The sequence below is a fragment of the Vibrio sp. FE10 genome (assembly GCF_030297155.1).
Taxonomy (GTDB): Bacteria; Pseudomonadota; Gammaproteobacteria; order Enterobacterales; family Vibrionaceae; genus Vibrio; species Vibrio apostichopi.
The window spans coordinates 2,014,570-2,031,768 of the sequence record NZ_AP028068.1 but is presented as its reverse complement, the minus strand read 5'-3'; the positions used below and the strand labels follow the sequence as shown (position 1 = coordinate 2,031,768).

General features: G+C 45.6%; 12 protein-coding genes. 9 read left to right on the top strand and 3 right to left on the bottom strand.

What is annotated here, in order from left to right; all coding sequences use genetic code 11:
- Nucleotides 1-165: 165 nt before the first annotated feature.
- The 8 genes from QUF19_RS25660 (at nt 166) to QUF19_RS25625 (ending at nt 10,329) form a co-directional block, all read left to right on the top strand.
- On the top strand, nt 166-2,547 hold the full coding sequence (locus QUF19_RS25660; protein WP_286301070.1) for a multiheme c-type cytochrome: 2,382 nt from the start codon (nt 166-168) through the stop codon (nt 2,545-2,547).
- A 95-nt stretch (nt 2,548-2,642) separates the two neighbouring features.
- Entirely contained in the window at nt 2,643-3,626 is a 984-nt protein-coding gene (locus QUF19_RS25655) for an AAA family ATPase (RefSeq protein ID WP_286301069.1), read from the top strand.
- Nucleotides 3,627-3,638: 12 nt separating this feature from the next.
- Nucleotides 3,639-4,601 (top strand): DUF58 domain-containing protein, encoded by a 963-nt coding sequence (locus QUF19_RS25650; RefSeq protein ID WP_286301066.1) that lies wholly within the window; start codon nt 3,639-3,641, stop codon nt 4,599-4,601.
- A complete protein-coding gene (locus tag QUF19_RS25645) occupies nt 4,602-5,162 on the top strand; it encodes a DUF4381 domain-containing protein (protein ID WP_286301064.1) in 561 nt (186 codons plus the stop codon).
- Nucleotides 5,155-6,234 (top strand): vWA domain-containing protein, encoded by a 1,080-nt coding sequence (locus QUF19_RS25640; RefSeq protein ID WP_286301063.1) that lies wholly within the window; start codon nt 5,155-5,157, stop codon nt 6,232-6,234. The genes QUF19_RS25645 and QUF19_RS25640 overlap by 8 nt, the downstream gene beginning before the upstream one ends.
- The gene (locus tag QUF19_RS25635) at nt 6,227-7,969 is read left to right on the top strand and encodes a VWA domain-containing protein (RefSeq protein WP_286301061.1); all 1,743 of its coding nucleotides are present in this window, start codon (nt 6,227-6,229) and stop codon (nt 7,967-7,969) included. Before QUF19_RS25640 ends, QUF19_RS25635 begins: the two co-directional genes overlap by 8 nt.
- A complete protein-coding gene (locus QUF19_RS25630; protein WP_286301059.1) occupies nt 7,966-9,345 on the top strand; it encodes a BatD family protein in 1,380 nt (459 codons plus the stop codon). Before QUF19_RS25635 ends, QUF19_RS25630 begins: the two co-directional genes overlap by 4 nt.
- A 78-nt stretch (nt 9,346-9,423) precedes the next feature.
- Nucleotides 9,424-10,329 carry a LysR family transcriptional regulator gene (locus tag QUF19_RS25625; RefSeq protein WP_102434976.1) on the top strand — a complete coding sequence of 302 codons (906 nt, stop codon included), beginning with the start codon at nt 9,424-9,426 and terminating at the stop codon, nt 10,327-10,329.
- A 192-nt stretch (nt 10,330-10,521) separates the two neighbouring features.
- On the opposite strand, the gene QUF19_RS25620 is transcribed toward QUF19_RS25625, so the two are convergent.
- Both QUF19_RS25620 and QUF19_RS25615 read right to left on the bottom strand, forming a co-directional pair.
- Complete coding sequence (locus QUF19_RS25620; RefSeq protein ID WP_286301056.1) at nt 10,522-12,996, bottom strand: EAL domain-containing protein; 2,475 nt, start codon at nt 12,994-12,996, stop codon at nt 10,522-10,524.
- Nucleotides 12,993-14,111 (bottom strand): substrate-binding domain-containing protein, encoded by a 1,119-nt coding sequence (locus QUF19_RS25615; RefSeq protein ID WP_286301055.1) that lies wholly within the window; start codon nt 14,109-14,111, stop codon nt 12,993-12,995. The genes QUF19_RS25620 and QUF19_RS25615 overlap by 4 nt, the downstream gene beginning before the upstream one ends.
- Nucleotides 14,112-14,192: 81 nt before the next feature.
- Between QUF19_RS25615 and QUF19_RS25610 the strand changes: the two genes are divergently transcribed.
- A complete protein-coding gene (locus QUF19_RS25610) occupies nt 14,193-15,287 on the top strand; it encodes a substrate-binding domain-containing protein (RefSeq protein WP_286301052.1) in 1,095 nt (364 codons plus the stop codon).
- Between the two features lie 122 nt (nt 15,288-15,409).
- Here the strand turns inward: QUF19_RS25610 and QUF19_RS25605 are convergent, their stop codons facing one another.
- Nucleotides 15,410-17,092 carry an alkaline phosphatase family protein gene (locus QUF19_RS25605; protein ID WP_286301049.1) on the bottom strand — a complete coding sequence of 561 codons (1,683 nt, stop codon included), beginning with the start codon at nt 17,090-17,092 and terminating at the stop codon, nt 15,410-15,412.
- Between the last annotated feature and the right edge of the window lie 107 nt (nt 17,093-17,199).

Genomic DNA, 17,199 nt, shown 5'->3' with positions numbered 1-17,199 from the left:
CAAAGAGCTCCTAGGAGCTCTTTTTTTTATGCGCATATCGGTGAGTAAATACCAGTCGTGAATATGAATCACAACTATCGAGCTAACTGCCACTAAATAATTGTAATTTCGTTGTTTTTACGTCTACCTTATTAAGCATAAGGATGTATAAAAACAAGGAATGTTATGTCTGCATGGTTGTGCTCACTAGTGAACGGATTGAAACACCAGCGAGTTGCAGTATTATCCGCAATGTTGTCTTTACCTATGTTGTCGACACTCAGTTTCAACGGCTATGCCAATGAACAGGCTTTATCAGCCGGATCAGAAGCTTTGCCTGCTAGCTCTCAAGCTAAATATGTCGGCTCTGACGCTTGTATTGACTGCCACAGCGAAGAAGTGGAAGCGTGGCAAGGCTCTCATCATGATATGGCGATGAAGCATGCGACCGAAGAGTCCGTTTTGGGCGACTTCAACGATCAAACCGTAACTCATAAAGGAAAGCCCAACCGTTTTTTTCGCAAGGGTGATGAGTTTTGGGTCAACATCGAAGGGCCCGACGGACAATTCAAAGATTACAAAATCAGTTATACCTTTGCCTTTGAGCCTCTGCAGCAGTACATGGTTGAGTTTGAAGACGGACGCGTACAGTTGATTCCTTTCGCTTGGGATTCTCGCACTGAGGACGAAGGCGGCCAACGCTGGTTTCATCTCTATCCTGATACCACCAACACCGATGAATTCTACTGGACCAACAGCGGTCAAAACTGGAACTTCATGTGTGCAGACTGCCATTCAACAAATCTAGAAAAGAACTACGACAGCGCAAGCAATACTTACAATACCACTTGGTCTGAGATTAATGTTGGTTGTGAGGCGTGTCATGGCCCTGCGAGTGAGCACGTTGAGCAGGCCAAGCTAGCAAATAACCAGCAAGCCGCAGCCAACGGTGGAAAAGATGTCCATGTCTCGGCGCATTACGGTTTTGACCGTGACTTGTCGAAGTCGGTGAAAGAGTGGATCTACCAAGAGGGCAACTCAACCCTTCAACCAAAAGACATCATCCATACCAATCAAGTTCAAACCTGTGCTCAATGCCACAGTCGACGTACTCAGTTGAATGAAACGGGTGATCACGTAAACGGGTCATTTTTTGATAAGTATCGTCTGAGCTTGATTACTCCTGAGCTTTACCACAACGATGGTCAAATCTACGATGAAGATTACGTTTACGGGTCCTTTTTACAATCAGTGATGGCAGAGAAAGGCGTCACGTGTACTAACTGTCACGATCCCCATACCGCAGAACTGAAAATTGCTGAAGAAGCTGTGTGTAGCCAATGTCACATTGCCTCTGAATACACACCTGAAAAACACACATTCCATGAAGCAAATACCGAAGCTTCACAATGTACCACTTGCCACATGCCTGAAACGACGTACATGGAAGTTGACCCAAGGCGTGACCACAGTTGGCATATCCCACGCCCTGATATCAGCCAACACATTAAAACACCGAACGTCTGTACCAGCTGTCATGAAGATCAAACCGACCAGTGGGCTGATAAACAAATCGGTCAATGGTTCCCAGATTCTAAGTATCGTAACCAGCAACACTTTGCTGTCGCCTTTTACGCGGATTCAATAGGGCACAGAGGTGCAGAGGATGCATTGGCGTATTCAGCTCAGGATTCAAGCTTAAGCAATATCATTCGCGCTTCGAGCTTAGAACGTTTGGGTGGTAATACGGGTAAGAACACACTTATCTCATTAGCAAGAGCGGTAAAACACGAAGATGAGATGATTCGGTTGGGTGTTGTACAAGGCTCGTCTGGTTTCCCATTCACTGATCGTTGGCAGATTCTAGAGCCACTATTGGAAGATCCTGTATTGTCGATTCGTTCAGAAACTGCAGGCGCGCTTGTGCGTTACTGGGGAGAGATGAACCCGCTGCAGAAAGATCAAATCAAGCCAGCGCTGGAAGAGTACATTGAGATACAACAATTTAATGCTGACAGAGGATTTGGCCGCACAAACCTAGGTAACGTTTACCGAGATTTAGGTGAGCACGACAAAGCGATTGAGTTTTATCTAGGCGCTATCGATATTGAGCCTTACTTCGAGAACAGTTATGCCAACTTGGCTGATTTGTATCGAGCGAAAGGTAACGAAGCAAAAGCGCTGTCGACATTGAAGCAAGGCATTCAAGCTCAACCTAAATCGAGTGTGTTGCCATACAGCGCAGGGTTATCCATGCTGCGAGTCAAAGATTACAAGCAAGCAACCGACTACCTAAAACAAGCCGCTGAAACGGCGCAAACTGACCCACAATATTGGTATGTGTACGGCTTGGCTTTAGAGAAGTCTGATGTTCTTGCCGCGAGTAAGTCATTGAACAAGGCTTACCAATTCAGCCGCAATCCACAACACTTGTACGCACAGTGTGAGATTTTGGCCCGAAATTACCAGAAACCGGGCGCAGCAAAAGCGTTTGAAAAATGTATTTCGTCATTGAGTAAAGTCGCGCCACCGGAGGCGATTAACCAATTGAAAGCAATGCTGAAATAAAGTACCAGAATTGACGTGGCTATGGTGCTTATAACTAATAGTTATGGGGCTTGTGAGTAGGATGTACGCAGCCAGATTGAATTAAGGGAAGACCTATGAACCATGCGCAACAAGCAATAAACCAACTGATTGAACAGACAGAGAAAAGTGTTATCGGTCAGAGCCACGTCGTTCGGGCTCTGGTAATCGGATTATTGACCAATGGCCATGTGCTTCTAGAAGGGCTTCCCGGCACAGCGAAAACACGCTCGGTGAAGTCGTTGGCGAATTTATTGAATACAAGCTTTGGCCGTATTCAGTTTACGCCCGATCTCCTGCCATCAGATGTAACGGGTACTGAAGTGTATCAAGAGCTAGATGGTAAGCCTCAACTGCATTTCCAACCGGGTCCTATTTTCAATAGCATTGTTCTGGCCGATGAAGTGAACCGTGCCCCTGCGAAGGTGCAAGCGGCTCTACTTGAAGCGATGGCGGAAGGGACGATAACCGTAGGTGGTCAAACTCATATCCTTCCAGACTTGTTCATGGTGTTAGCGACTCAAAACCCGGTTGAACAAGAGGGCACGTATCCGCTACCTGAGGCGCAAATGGACCGTTTCATCATGAAAGTAACGGTCGACTACCCAGAAGACGAAGCAGAGCGTGACATCATTCGATTGGTGCGCAGCGAAGAACTTGGCAGTGAGACGAGTTCAGAGCTAGTCACACCGCAACACATCGAACCTGAATTGGTACTTGAAGCTCGTCGCCAACTTCCTGATATTGCGGTTTCCGATTTAGTCGAAAACTACATTGTGGCCTTGGTGATGGCGACTCGTAAGCCAGAGCGTTACCCAGAATCAAACTTGTCTAGATGGATTGAGATTGGTTCAAGCCCACGCGCGTCAATCTCATTGGATAAATGTGCTCGCGCTTATGCTTGGCTACAAGGGCGTGACCACGTCACGTTAGATGATGTGCGTGCAATGCTACCTACCGTATTAGGTCATCGATTCTCATTGTCTTATGACGCATTGGCCGATGGTGTTGACCATCAAAGAGTGGTTGAAGAACTGCTTGATAATGTTGAGATCGGATAACTAGGGGGCGTCATGGCGAAGCCAACACAAGCTCCCAAGCCGCAAGGCCTTGATCCACGATTATACTGTGATTACTCAAGGTTAGTGCGAATACAGGCTCAAGCTGAGTCGTTTTCTCTGTTGCCTCATCTTAAGGCGGGCAGTGTACTGTCGGGGAGACATAATTCTCTGTTCCGTGGCCGTGGTCTGAACTTCGAGGAATTACGTCATTACCAATTGGGTGATGATATCCGTAACCTCGATTGGAAAGTTACGATGCGAACGGGTAAGCCTCATGTTCGCAGCTATACCGAAGAGAAAGACCGTAATGTGATTATCTGTGTCGATCAGCGCAGCTCGATGTTCTTTGCTTCTCAAAACACCATGAAATCCGTTGTGGCGGCCGAAGTCGCAGCATTGTGTGGATGGCGAGTGCTAAAAGATGGTGACCGTGTCGGCTTTGTTTTAGCCTCACATCAAAAGCTCTTTCATACCAAAGCGCAGCGTTCTCAATCTGATTTATTAGCTCAGTTAAAGCATCTTACCAAGGCTAATCAAAGCTTAGATGTGAGTGTGAGTGACAGCGAGGGAGTTGGATTTAGCCAGTGGATTGAACTGATAAAACGAATGAGACTCAAGCAGTCGACCTTAATTTTTATTAGTGATTGGCGTGACTGCCAAGAACAACACCTTGACCGACTCAAGCAGCTTCAACAACACAATGACATCCTAGCGATTATGGTGACTGACCCATTAGAACAATCATTGCCTCAAGACCTTGCGAGCGCAAACTGGGTGGTGGGTGATGGTCGTTTTCAGCTCAATCTTGATAGTCAATCTAAGGTCAATCTTGCGAGCGAGAGCCTTGCTCAAAAAGCGGCGCTCCAAAAACAATCTCTTGCTAAATTAATGGCGATGAAAAATCTCCCATATATTGAATTAGACACGTCTGGTAATCATATTTCACAACTTCAAAAACTAGTAGGAGGGCGCTAAATGGCCGTTGAACATACGCCTCCTAGCACTTATATCCTTCGCGAACTGCATGATGTCACGATTCCCGACAGCGTGAGCTGGGTTCCTCAAACGATCGGCTGGAAGATCCTCGGCGTGGTCTTGCTATTGGTTGCTTTCTATCTGACTTATCGCTTGGCGCTAAGATGGTGGAATAATCGTTATCGCAAAGAAGCGCTTAAAGAGCTCGTGCTATTGGATGCGCGAGACAAAAATTCAACCGAGCGAACCTTCAAGGTGCTCAAAGTGGTGCTTCGTTATCTAGACAGCGGTAATGCCAAGTTGTTTGGTCAAGCCTATATAAACCGCTTGAACGCTTACCTGCCTGTTAGTGCTAGCACGAGTGCAAACAGCAATGCTTTCTTTGCCGATGAAGTATCGGGGTTATGGATGCAAAGCCTAATTGACCCTAAGGTGCGTTTGACTTTTGAACAGCGTTTAGAGGTGATTCAAACCGCGATGATGTGGCTAAAACTTCATAAACCCGATGTACAAACAAAACCAGAGTTACAAGCGAAACCAGAGGGGCAAGATAATGTTTGATAGTTTATCTGCTAGCTTTGAATTCGCGCACCCACTGTGGTTTATCGCACTACCTTTGCCTTTACTTGTATACTTCGCCGTACCTGCTTATCGAACCAAACAAATGGCTATCAAAGTGCCATTTTTCAGTGAACTGGTTGAAGCGATTGGTGAAGCACCTTCAGAAGGAGCAAGCCAATTAACACCAAGCTGGTGGCAACGCACCACGCTGATTATCACTTGGGTACTCGTGGTTTGTGCGTTAGCGAAACCAACCATCTTAGGTGAGCCACAAGTTCGTGAACAATTAGGCCGTGATGTGATGGTGGTGGTTGATTTGTCTGGCTCAATGGCTGAACAAGATTTCACTTCTCAACAAGGCGATAAAATCTCTCGTTTAGACGCAACCAAGGACGTGCTGGCTGATTTTGCCAAAACACGAAAGGGTGACCGATTAGGCTTGATTCTGTTTGGTGACGCTGCGTTTGTGCAGACGCCATTTACAGCCGACCAAGAGGTGTGGCTTGAGCTACTCAATCAAACCGACGTGGCGATGGCAGGACAGAGTACGCACTTAGGCGATGCAATTGGCCTTGCGATCAAGGTGTTTGAACAGAGTGAGAAGCAGAGTGCAGCGGTTCAAGATTCAAGTATTGATGCGAACGCGAAAGAGAAAGTTGTGATTGTGCTAACCGATGGTAATGACACTGGAAGCTTTGTAGAACCTATCGATGCCGCCAAAGTAGCCAAGGCGAAAGGCGTTCGTATTCACGTTATCGCCATGGGTGATCCGCAAACCGTGGGAGAAGTGGCTTTGGATATGGAAACCATCAAGCGGGTGGCGCAAGAGTCTGGTGGTGAAGCTTTTGAAGCTCTCAACCGCGATGAACTGACTAAAGCCTACGCTCAAATCGGTGAGCTAGAGCCTCAGTTGTATGAGAGTACGACTTATCGTCCTAAACAGGGGTTACACCATTACTTGATGGCGATTGTCGTTGTGATGTATTTGACTGCGTTTAGCTTGGCGACAATCCGTAGAAGATCGCTTTTGGTTTCTTCAAAGAAAAATTTGAAAGGAGAGAACAATGCCTGATTCTCTCATGTTGCAACAGTTCTTTACCCAGTTTCACTTTATTCGACCATTGTGGTTGTTGGCCTTTATTCCGATGTTCTTCCTGTTATGGGTTCGTTGGAGAGAAGAGACTAAGCCAACGTGGAAAGACATCCTTCCTGCACATTTACGCGATGCATTGACCATTGGGGAAACCGGTTGGCGCAAGCAATTACCACTGAAGTTACTGATGGTTATTGTGACCATCGCCATCATTATCTGTTCGGGCCCAACATGGCAACGTGAAGCTTCGCCTTTTGGTGAAGACAAAGCGTCGATGTTAGTGGTACTTGATAACAGTGAGTCGATGCTGGCTAAAGATTTACCACCGAGTCGCTTAGAACGCTCTAAACAGAAAATTAGAGACTTACTCGCAGCGCGCAAAGGCGGTAACACGGGTTTGGTTGTTTATGCGGGCAGTGCCCACGTTGCGATGCCTGTGACTCAAGACAGTAAGGTATTCGAACCGTTTCTAGCGGCGATTACACCCGATATCATGCCGGTATCAGGTAAGTCTGCAGAAGAAGCGTTGCCACTCATCAACCAACAATTGTCTGGTGAGTTAGGTTCGTCAGTGTTGTTGGTATCAGATGGTGTTAACCCAAGTACCATCAGGGCGTTCGAAAGCTTCTTTAACGACAACCCGTATCAGTTGCTCATTCTGGCGGCAGGAAATAGCAATGTGGTGAGCGATAATCCAGTCGATCTCGATTCATTGCGTAGCCTAGCGAGCAAGACGGGTGGGCGACTTATCGAAGTGACCGTTGATAATTCCGATATCCAACAACTCAACAAAGCGGTTGAAAGAAACATGCAACTTAACGGTGAGTCTTCAATGCCTTGGAAAGACATGGGATACGGCCTTCTTATTCCAATGGTGATTATCATGCTGTTGTGGTTTAGAAAAGGGTGGTTGGTTCAATGGTGTGTGGTTGGTGTTTTGATTACAAGCAGCGTGTATTCTCCGCATACTTTGGCGAAAACGGTCAGTTTAACTGCTGACAAGCCAGTGGTTGAAGAGTCCGTGACTGTTTGGGATAAAACAGCTCAATGGTGGTGGGATTTATGGCTGACGCCTGATCAACAAGGGCAACGTTTATTGAATCAAAAGGAATACCTTGAAGCCGCCAAGCATTTTAAGGATCCAATGCGAAAGGGCGCGGCTTATTACTATGCTCGTGATTTTAAGTTAGCTCACAGTGCCTTTTTGCAAACCAAAACCGATTATGGTTTGTATAACGCAGCCAGTGCATTAGCTCGACAGCGTGAGTACCTTGCTGCTCGCGATCTACTCAAATCATTGAGTGAGAAGCCCGATTTGTCTCCAGAATTAAAAGCCGATATAGAAAATAATTTAGCGGTTCTGAGTGGTATTGTCGAAGAGGTTAATCGCACCAGTGAAAGCCAATCAGGTACCACCGATGGTCCTGAGGAATCTTTGGAGCTGGAGGACGACCAGCCGCGCACGGGTGATGGTGCAGAAGAAGAAACGGTAGCTGAATTAATGCTTAAGGAAACACTTAACGCCAATGAGATTTTGGGTAGCCAAGAGCTTGCCGACAAGTGGTTGAAGCGAGTAGAAGCGGATCCTAAGTTTTTCTTAAAGTCGAAATTTCAGATTCAGTTAAGAGATCCTGCGCCTTCGGTCGAACAGACATCACAACAGGAGCCGTCGTCAAAACAAGAACAGGCACCAAAACAGGAGCAAACACAATGAGTCGAGTTGATTTAGCTCTTGCAGCGGTTCAATCAAAGGTAGGGCGCTCAGAGTCCTTTAAACTAACCAAGACCTTGCTTGTATCGATGGTTCTATTAATTAGCACTGTTTTACCTACTCTTGCTTCTGCGGCCGATATCTATGATCTGCAGAAGAGTGGTGATGTCGAGCTGATCGCTTGGGTTGGAGAAAAGCCAAAGTCAGGAGATAAAATTACACCAGCCAAAGTCAGCGTTAATGAGCAAGTGATTCTGACCATTGAGGTGGCAACTCCGCGTTGGCTAACCGGTGGCACGCGAATTGGCAGCATCGAAATCCCTAATGTCATTGCTAAGCAGCGTAACCAACTGGCGACAAACTACACTGAACGAGTGGATGGTACGACATGGTCACGCCAGCGTTGGGAAGTGACGCTCTATCCGATGACATCGGGCGAGTTTGTGATTCCGACGGTACCTGTTCGTGTTCAAGTGTCTGCTCCTGATGGATCAAACGTTGGCGGCACGCTTTACACGCAGCCGATTAAGTTTGAAGCCTCACTACCTTCTGGTTTATTAAGCGACGAGTCTCCTTGGTTCTCTGCGACAGACGTGGATGTTGAACAGCAATGGCAGCGCTCAAGCGAAGACTTAAAGGTGGGTGATGCGGTTACACGAACAGTGACGATCAAAGCGAAAGACAGCTTGTCGGTTTTACTGCCAAATGTGTTGACCAATGAATCGACTCAGCAATATCAGGCTTACCCTCAGCCTAATCGTTTGGATGACACACAAGAACGTGGTGACTACCGTTCTAGCCGAGTTGAAGAGACGGTTTATGTGATTCAGCAAGGTGGTGAATTCACTTTGCCAGAATTTTCATTCCAATGGTGGGACAGCAAAAATCAGCGTCTTGAAAGCGTTGTGATAAAAGGCGAAGTGTTTGAAGCAAAACACACACTACAATCCTTTATCAAAGCTTACCTGTCTATCTTTATTGGCGTTGGTTTGGCACTGGTATTGTGTATTGCATTCGTTGTTTCCTTGAAGCGCTATTATAAAAACCGCCCGACGCCAAGTTGGTTGGTATTACGTCGTTTGCTTAAGCAAGGTAACTGGTCTGCATTGAGAACCTTTATCTATCGTGAGTTGCGAACTCAGACTACTCAGCTAGAACTGGGTAAAGCGCAACTTGGTAAATTGAATGGAGAGAAACGTTGGATAGAAGACAGTAAATCCTTCCAACAAGGGCATGAAGATAAAAGCCTATTTACTCGTTTGTGGAGAGGGTTACGTAACTTACCCAGTGACAAGTCAAACTCAAGCAATTCTCGTTCGATTTTTGAACGCTTGAAAATTCCTAAAGCCTTGCCAGACTTAAAAGATAGAACTAAGTAGCAAACTTTAGTTATTCGCATCGAACAAAATCGGCAGGTTCTCTACTATAGGGAACCTGCCTCTTTAATATGGAACTGTATGAAAAGTACCGAACTCAATTTAATTCCTATATTTGTCGCAATTTATGAAGAGCAGAACTTATCAAGAGCTGCTAATCGTATGGATATAAGCCAACCAGCTGTGAGCAAAGCGCTTGCAAGGTTGCGAGATATCTATGACGAGCCACTGTTTCATCGAACCACATCTGGCGTAGAGCCAACCACATTCGCTATTGATATCTATCCTGCAATGGCCGCTGCGCTTAAAAACTTTACTTCTACTTTATCCGCATCAAGAGACTTCGATCCTAAAACTTCAGGCCGCGTGTTTTCAATTGCCTGCGTCTCGGCGGCGAGCTATGAAATGATGCCAAGAGTTATGCAGTTAATCAGCCAAGTTGCACCGGGTATCGCACTAGAGGTTCACCCTCTATTTACGGAAGATTACGAGTCTGATTTAAGGCTTCAAAGACACGATGTTATTGTCGATATGACGCCAAAAGGAAGAACCATGCTTAAGCATGAGGTAATTTCTAGAGAAGAGTTAGTGGTGGTTTGTCGCAAAGACCATCCTACGGTTGGCGATACAATCGATATGGAACAGTTCCTATCACTTGAGCATGTGGTTGTTTCTCGTTGGCATGCACGTAAAAGCTTATTGAGCTCTGAACACTACAGTGACCTCGAGAAACGTAGAATAGTCTATCGTGCTGCGGGTGTTGTTGAGATGCTCCCTGTTATTGACGGTTCTGATTACATCGGTGTGTTACCCGTTTCATCAGTACGTTGTTTTGCTGAAAAGTACGATGTAAAAACACTGCCATTACCATTCGAACTGGAAGATCTCGATATGTGTATGATCTGGCATCCAAGCCGTACTAACGAGCCAAGCCATAAATGGCTGCGCGCTAAAATTAAAGCGGCAGCAAAGGACACATCCAGTTAGCCTAAGGGGACACCGCTATTGGCGGCATTCGCGCGATTCTAAATGGAAAGAAAGCCAATATCCCATACCCTGAGCTGAGGCAGCGGTTTTTCGGCAAGGCTTCTTACCCAATGTAGTCATTTATGCCGCTAAGACCTGTTATGCAGCTAAGACCTGTTATGCAGCTAAGATCTGTTATGAAGCTAACAGCTGTTATGCCTCTTTTTGCCTCTGTTCTGAGTTGAGCAAGAAGTAAGATACCCAATCATTAACCGGTAAAGGTCGCGCAAAGAAATAGCCTTGAGCGTACTTGCAGCCTATCTGGCGCAGCGTCTCAACGTGGTTTTGGGTTTCCAAACCTTCAGCTATCACTGAGAAATCCAATATTTGCGCGAGTTTGAGTACCGCGCAAGTGATCTCGTAATCGACCTTTGACGAGTTAATGTCCTCGATAAAGCTTCGATCGAGTTTGACGCAATCAGCGGACAAATTCTTCAACACTGACAGTGAAGAATAACCAGTCCCAAAATCATCAATTGCAATCTTATAGCCCTTAGAATGAAGTACCTCTATGGTTCTTGAACAGGTTTCGAAATCTCGCATCATGTCTCTTTCAGTGATTTCAAGAAGCAGCTGATGTGGTTTGCAATCTGTTTCGTCGAGTATCACTTGCAACTGCTCAGCAAGGTCATTCATATAGAACATTCGCGCAGAGAAGTTGATAGAGAAAATCACACCTTGCAGGTCTATACCCACGCGTTGCCATTCGGTGATCAGGTTGGCGACTTTCTTAAACACCCACTTATCAATGTCGATGATCAAGTCACTTCTCTCGGCGACTTCAAGAAAATCAACCGGTGGCAGTAGCCCTAACTTGGGATGTCTCCATCGAATCAAAGCTTCGGCTCCAATGATGTCTTGCGAGTTCAAATCCACCTTAGGTTGGAAGTAGACTTCCAGTTCGTCATTGGCGATCGCTTGATGAAGCCCCATATTGGTTTCGATTAAGTCATTGACCGCATGGGTCATTTCGTCAGCATAAACTCTGTATTGATCTCTACCATTGCGCTTGGCGTGATACATGGCGGTATCCGCGTTTCGAATTAAGGTTTCACGATCCAAACCGTGAGTCGGATATTCACATACGCCGATACTGGCTGATACAAAGATAGAGTTGTCATCAATGTAATAAGGTTTTCTCAATGCTTGGTTTAAGCGGTCGGCGATTGGTTCGCCCTCATCTAAACCAACGTTCGAGTACATAACCAAAAACTCATCTCCACCCATTCGAGCAACAAAGCCTTTATCTCCGACTAGGTTACTTAGGATGTCAGAGACATTGACCAATAGGTTGTCGCCTGGTGCGTGGCCTAACGAGTCATTGATGGTCTTAAATTCGTCAATATCGAGATAAAACAATAAGAAAGGTACGTTGTTCTCGCTCGAACGTTCAATTTCTTTGTCTAACTGCTTGGTGGCTAATAGTCGATTCGCTAAGTTGGTCAGTGGATCGTGGTGGGCGAGGAAGTCGAAGTTCTTCTTCTCCTCTGTGAGATCCAAATAGGCTTCAGACAACCTTGATGCCATGTTGTTATAGGCTTTTTCTAAGTGGGACCATTCGTCATTTCTGCCTAAGTTGATCGGGTGCTTGAGGCTACCGGATTCTAAACGGTCGAAGCCATGTCTTAGCGCGTTGAGGGGCTGTCTGATGTGGTGTCTAACCACGTGGTTAACTAACAGCATCGACAATACAATAGCGAAAAAGCTCATAACAATGGCGTTCAACCTAGATAAACCGATCTCTTTTTCAAGTTGATCGGTTAGTTCTAAGGCTTGAATTTGAACGCGTGACTCGGTGTTTTCTACCATTTCCAACAAGTCGCTTTGTGCTTCTAAGAGTGACGCCATTACTAACCAACGCTGCTCTAAGTTAGCTCTAATGCGTTTTAAGGCGGCGTTGTATCGTTTAACAGTGCGGTTGATGCGTTTTTTCTCTGCGATGACAGCGGCAGTTTCAATATCAACGTTTTCTAGGTGAAGTAAGAAAATATCGAGTTCTTTTTCGACTTCGATAAGCAGTACTTTTTCTGTTTCTGGGGTGATACGACTGTGAATATCACCGACCATTTTCCCCGAGGTAAGAAAAGACTCGCGCAACATGTTGATGAGATCTAACTCGTTGTTATAACGAATGAAATCAGGTTTATCTAGGTGTCTAAGTTTACTGTCGGCGATAGCAAATTCGAGTTGGTTGAGTTGATCGGCCAAGGTCGCATCAATTTTATTGGTCTGTTTAAAAATTCTATTCAGTGCCAGTGAGCTGCCCAAGAATCGGTGGAAGTTGTTAATAAAGGCATCAATTTTTTGCGAAAATCCTTCATTGGTCGACAAATCTCTCAGTCGCTGAAGCTGGAAATCGACGTTAAATGCCTCTTCTGACAGCGTGGTTTCACTGAATAAAAAGGTTTGTTCGAGTAACTTTACTCGAGACGTCAAAGTGAACACTCGACGACTGATTTCGGAGTTCACTATCAACTCTGAAACGTGTGTAGAGGTTTCGGTTTTGAGTGTCGATTCGACGTAATAGAGCGACCTAATCACCATGATGACGGCGAGGCTCACGATCAATAACGATAAAAGGTTCGAAATAATGAGTCGTTGGGTGATGTTTATCTGACGTAATTTCATTGTGGCTTCCAAATTCTCAGATACGCTTCACGGTAGCCGTTTTTAGGGTCGTAAATACCTTTGTCTTCTTGGCTTATGAGCTCTTCGACATTATCTGGCGTGACGAGATGAACAGGCGTAGAGTAGCCACTCGGTGGCATATTGTTAAAGGCTCGATTGAGTTCGTCGACAATTTGCCAACCTTGTAAATACAGGGGCTCTGGGACGGTTGCCAGTTGGAACTGACCACTATTAATTCTTTTGTATGCGGCTTTGCTTCCGTCGCCAGCGGAAATGTTTTGTGGAATCAATCTGTATTCTTCGAGATTGGACTCGAGAGAAGGGATAGCGTAATCAATGTATAGGTCGTTGATTGCAAGCATGTGCGTGATTTTTTCGTCGTATTTCTTTTCTAGCGCTTTTAATGTCGCGGGCATTTGTTCGGCGATTTTTTCTAATGGCAGGTAGTTCAGTTCTAGAACCTGACATGTTTTACAACGTTTAATCGTGTTGACCATAGCGTTGGCTTTGATCATCGCTATTTCATAATTAGGGTCGGTGAACACCACGGTTTTGGCTCGACCATTTGAGTTAACGATCGCGAGTAGGGCCGCTATTTCGGCCACATCGAGAGGGTCGGTGGTAATATTGGTGTATAAGCCAATATCTGGGTTTCCACCCGCCAATTCAGTCACATGCCACCCAATGACAACAATCCCGAGACTTTCGGCTTGTTTTAATATGTCTTTGTGTCGGACGGCATCAATCCCACCGAGAACAATGGCATCGGGCTCAAAGCCAATCGCTTTTCTGATCGCCGCACCTTGGCGCACTTCTGAACCCAAACCATCGATGAACCTAAGGTGCCAATTGATGTGAGAAATGGCTTCAGATATGCCTTTCCCTACGCCATACACGCCACCATTACGTAGGTCTGACGCGACGAAGATAACACTCTTTTCATGACGCACAGCAGGCCCTTGTGTTGGCCCTCCCCAAGTTCGTTGACTGGACACCGCTCTCATTACTTTTTCTTCAGCGTATAGGAAGAAATCGTCTTCTGGATTACCTGCAAAACTGTTTGAGTAGCAGGTGGTAGCAAGCAACAAACTCGCAAAATTAATTATCTTATTCATGAATTCTATAAAGTGCTTTAAATCATTGTCGGTATATATTTATAATATTGTTAATAAACATTCAAACATTTGGTAACAGTTATGATGGGTCAGATTTATAAAAACATTTTACCAACCCTGCTAACCGCTTGTTTTACGCTTCCTTTGTACGTGAACGCTGATGGCATAAGGTCTGACGCCGATTTGATAAAACTGGATAAATTTCAAGAGACTGTAAGTGGAGAGCCAATCGTCTTGGAGGCTAGCTCTCTCGAAAACCCAGTGAGAATTGCACTAATTTACCCAAGTGCAGATATTTCTGACTTTTGGATAAGAAATTACACCGCATTGAAGAAAAGATTGATTGCGTTGGAGCTGCCATTCGAGATCAGAGAGTTTACTTCGAGACAAATTGAACACTCATTACAGACCCAATACACCGATCAAGTTCTGAGCTCAGAGACGCCCTATGACTTCGTGATTTTTGGTCCTTCTGAACTTGGAATGCAAGCCGAAAATATTCAAAAACTGTCTGCTTCAACAGAGTTCAAAACCTTTATTTGGGCTTTTCACACCCCGAATGAACAATGGAAACACCAACCAGACAGTTGGTTCGATTTCTCAAGTGCGATGGGCGCGAAAGTGCTGTGTCACCATGTGTTGGAAGAGTTAGGGAGTGAAGTCGAGTTTTCTGCTAATAGAGGGATTCCTGGCATCACCGATACTCAACGCTCGCAAGGTTTCATTGATTGCGTAGAGGAAAAAGGTGACTGGCTAACCGTGTATGAGCACTTTGGGCAGTATCAAAAAATTGGTGGAGCTGATGGGATTCGTTTGGTGCTCGGCAATTTCCCTGAAGTGACCATGATTCACAATGCCAATACAGCGATGACCATGGGCGCTGTAGATGCATTGGGTAAAGCCGGTATGTTATCGCAAATCTATGTCACGGGGTGGGGCGGAACAGCCAAAGAGATAGAAAAGATTCGTTCAGACGAATTGGACGCGACACCCATGCGAATGAGTGATGATCTTGGCGTGGCAACGGCTGAAGCCATCAAGTTTCATTTGGAAGAGAGAGAAGCGGAAGTTCCGTTGGTTTATTTGGGGCGCATTAATGTTGTGCACAACAAAATGACTGATGAGGAATTGAATCAGTTAACCAGAGAAGCGTTTCGTTACTCGGGTAAGAACTAAGCACGCTTTAATCTATCTAGCATTTCACAAAAGAGCCGCTTATTCAGTTTAATCAGAATAAGCGGCTCTTTTTATGGTTGATACTCTATGAGCACGTTTGGTTCAAACCTGAGTAGCTGTGATTAGTCAGTAATTTCTTCTAAAACCTGACCAATAGACCCACTTGGTTGAGTGATACCCAGTTTGTTGGAAAGCGTTGGTGCAATGTCGTATGGCGTGATTGGACGAGAAACCTTTTTAGCATCCACATCATAGCCCGCGAAGATAACCGGCACGTGCGTGTCGTATTTCCAAGGTGAACCATGAGTCGAGGCAATTTGAAGGCCTTCCATGTCGTTAATGTAGCTACGTGGAGCAAATACCACATACACATCGCCAGAACGAGCAGGGTGGTAGTTGTTCTTGATGAGCTGCATCACGTGAGTATCTGGTACTCGGTTTGCCGCGATATCACTGCTTGATACAGCAAACGCAACGCCTTTCACTTTTGCTATCTCATCCGCAATCGCTTCTTGAACTTTCGCGAGATCCAGTTTCTTCTCGGCGATCAAATCGTGATTCAGATAGATGTAAGGCTGTGCATATAAGCGAATTGCGTCTTTGGTTAAGCCAAAATCATCTTTCAGTCGTTTCTCTACACCGCTCGATAGCAGCGCGTCTTTGTCGAAGTACTGAGCTTGACTGAAACCTAAAGCATTTGCCGCAGGTGAAGATTCAGGAACACCATGGTCGGCAGACAGTACAATTAACGTGTTCTCTAGCCCGATGTGGTTATCCACGGTTTTAAGAAGTTTAGCGATCGTTTTGTCGAGGCGGATTAAGTTGTCTTCGGTTTCTAGGCTTTCAGGGCCGTAGAGGTGAATTACATAGTCATTTGATGAGAAACTAACCGATAGGTAATCCGTCGCGTCACCTTGTCCAAGCTTCTCTTGCATTAACAACGTGCTTGCAAAGTTTTCGGTGATTTCATCACCAGCTGGGCTTACAGTTAGTGTTGTGCTGTAATACTTATAGCTCGCAGGGCCGTAAGGGTGAGGGAAGGTGCGTTGGAAATTACCTAGCTTAACCTTGTGGTCCATGTTGTGTTCTTGCAGGGTGTACTGCTCACGTGGTAAGGAAAGATCCCATTTCTGTTTAGAGTATTGAGCAGCAATTTCTTTTTCATTCCAACGAGATACCCAAGCTGGGTATTCGTCGTAGTAATAGTTACTGGTGACAAATTCAGACTGTGCCTTCGAGAACCAGAACGCTTTGCCACTGTGTCCAGCAAGGGAGATCGCGCCACGGTCTTTTACCGATACGCCGAAGACTTTCGATTTTCCGCTATTGGAAATCATCAGTTCGTCACCAAAGGTGGTGGCCAGTATTGGCTCTGGAGAGCGACCATCACCTTGTGCTGTCTTTTGCGTTGGATCGATCTCGGTTGCTTTATCGACACCCGCGCCTGAAGTCAGCATTTTGTAGTTGCCGTCTTCTACGTTATACACCAAACGCTTTTCACTACGGTCATACCAAACATTCCCTACCATGCCGTGAACACTCGGTGGAGCGCCCGTTGCTAGCGACACATGACCGACAATGGTTTCTGTGTTGCCGTGCTGGTAGTTCGCATTGGTGTAGTAGGTACCGTCATCCATTAAGTAACGAAAACCACCGTCGCCGAAGTTGTGCTTATACCGCTCGATAAGGTCTGCACGCAGGCCATCTACCGTGATTTGAAGGACTAGATCTGGCTTCTCTGCTGCTGATGCAGGAAAGGCACAGAGTAACGCGAGTGTAAGTCCTGAAAGCTTGGTGTATTGCATAGAGTGTCCTTATTCAGTGTGGCCGCATGATCCTACTACTTGATCAGTGAGCTAATACTTGATCAGTGTTTTAACGTTTGGTCAGATTTCTAATGTTTGGATGGCGC

What these genes read in the sequence shown, in the direction of transcription:
- QUF19_RS25660 (WP_286301070.1), top strand. Translation starts at nt 166, where the DNA reads ATGTCTGCATGGTTGTGCTCACTAGTGAACGGATTGAAACACCAGCGA.
- QUF19_RS25655 (WP_286301069.1), top strand. Translation starts at nt 2,643, where the DNA reads ATGAACCATGCGCAACAAGCAATAAACCAACTGATTGAACAGACAGAG.
- QUF19_RS25650 (WP_286301066.1), top strand. Translation starts at nt 3,639, where the DNA reads ATGGCGAAGCCAACACAAGCTCCCAAGCCGCAAGGCCTTGATCCACGA.
- QUF19_RS25645 (WP_286301064.1), top strand. Translation starts at nt 4,602, where the DNA reads ATGGCCGTTGAACATACGCCTCCTAGCACTTATATCCTTCGCGAACTG.
- QUF19_RS25640 (WP_286301063.1), top strand. Translation starts at nt 5,155, where the DNA reads ATGTTTGATAGTTTATCTGCTAGCTTTGAATTCGCGCACCCACTGTGG.
- QUF19_RS25635 (WP_286301061.1), top strand. Translation starts at nt 6,227, where the DNA reads ATGCCTGATTCTCTCATGTTGCAACAGTTCTTTACCCAGTTTCACTTT.
- QUF19_RS25630 (WP_286301059.1), top strand. Translation starts at nt 7,966, where the DNA reads ATGAGTCGAGTTGATTTAGCTCTTGCAGCGGTTCAATCAAAGGTAGGG.
- QUF19_RS25625 (WP_102434976.1), top strand. Translation starts at nt 9,424, where the DNA reads ATGAAAAGTACCGAACTCAATTTAATTCCTATATTTGTCGCAATTTAT.
- QUF19_RS25620 (WP_286301056.1), bottom strand. Translation starts at nt 12,996, where the DNA reads ATGAAATTACGTCAGATAAACATCACCCAACGACTCATTATTTCGAAC.
- QUF19_RS25615 (WP_286301055.1), bottom strand. Translation starts at nt 14,111, where the DNA reads ATGAATAAGATAATTAATTTTGCGAGTTTGTTGCTTGCTACCACCTGC.
- QUF19_RS25610 (WP_286301052.1), top strand. Translation starts at nt 14,193, where the DNA reads ATGATGGGTCAGATTTATAAAAACATTTTACCAACCCTGCTAACCGCT.
- QUF19_RS25605 (WP_286301049.1), bottom strand. Translation starts at nt 17,092, where the DNA reads ATGCAATACACCAAGCTTTCAGGACTTACACTCGCGTTACTCTGTGCC.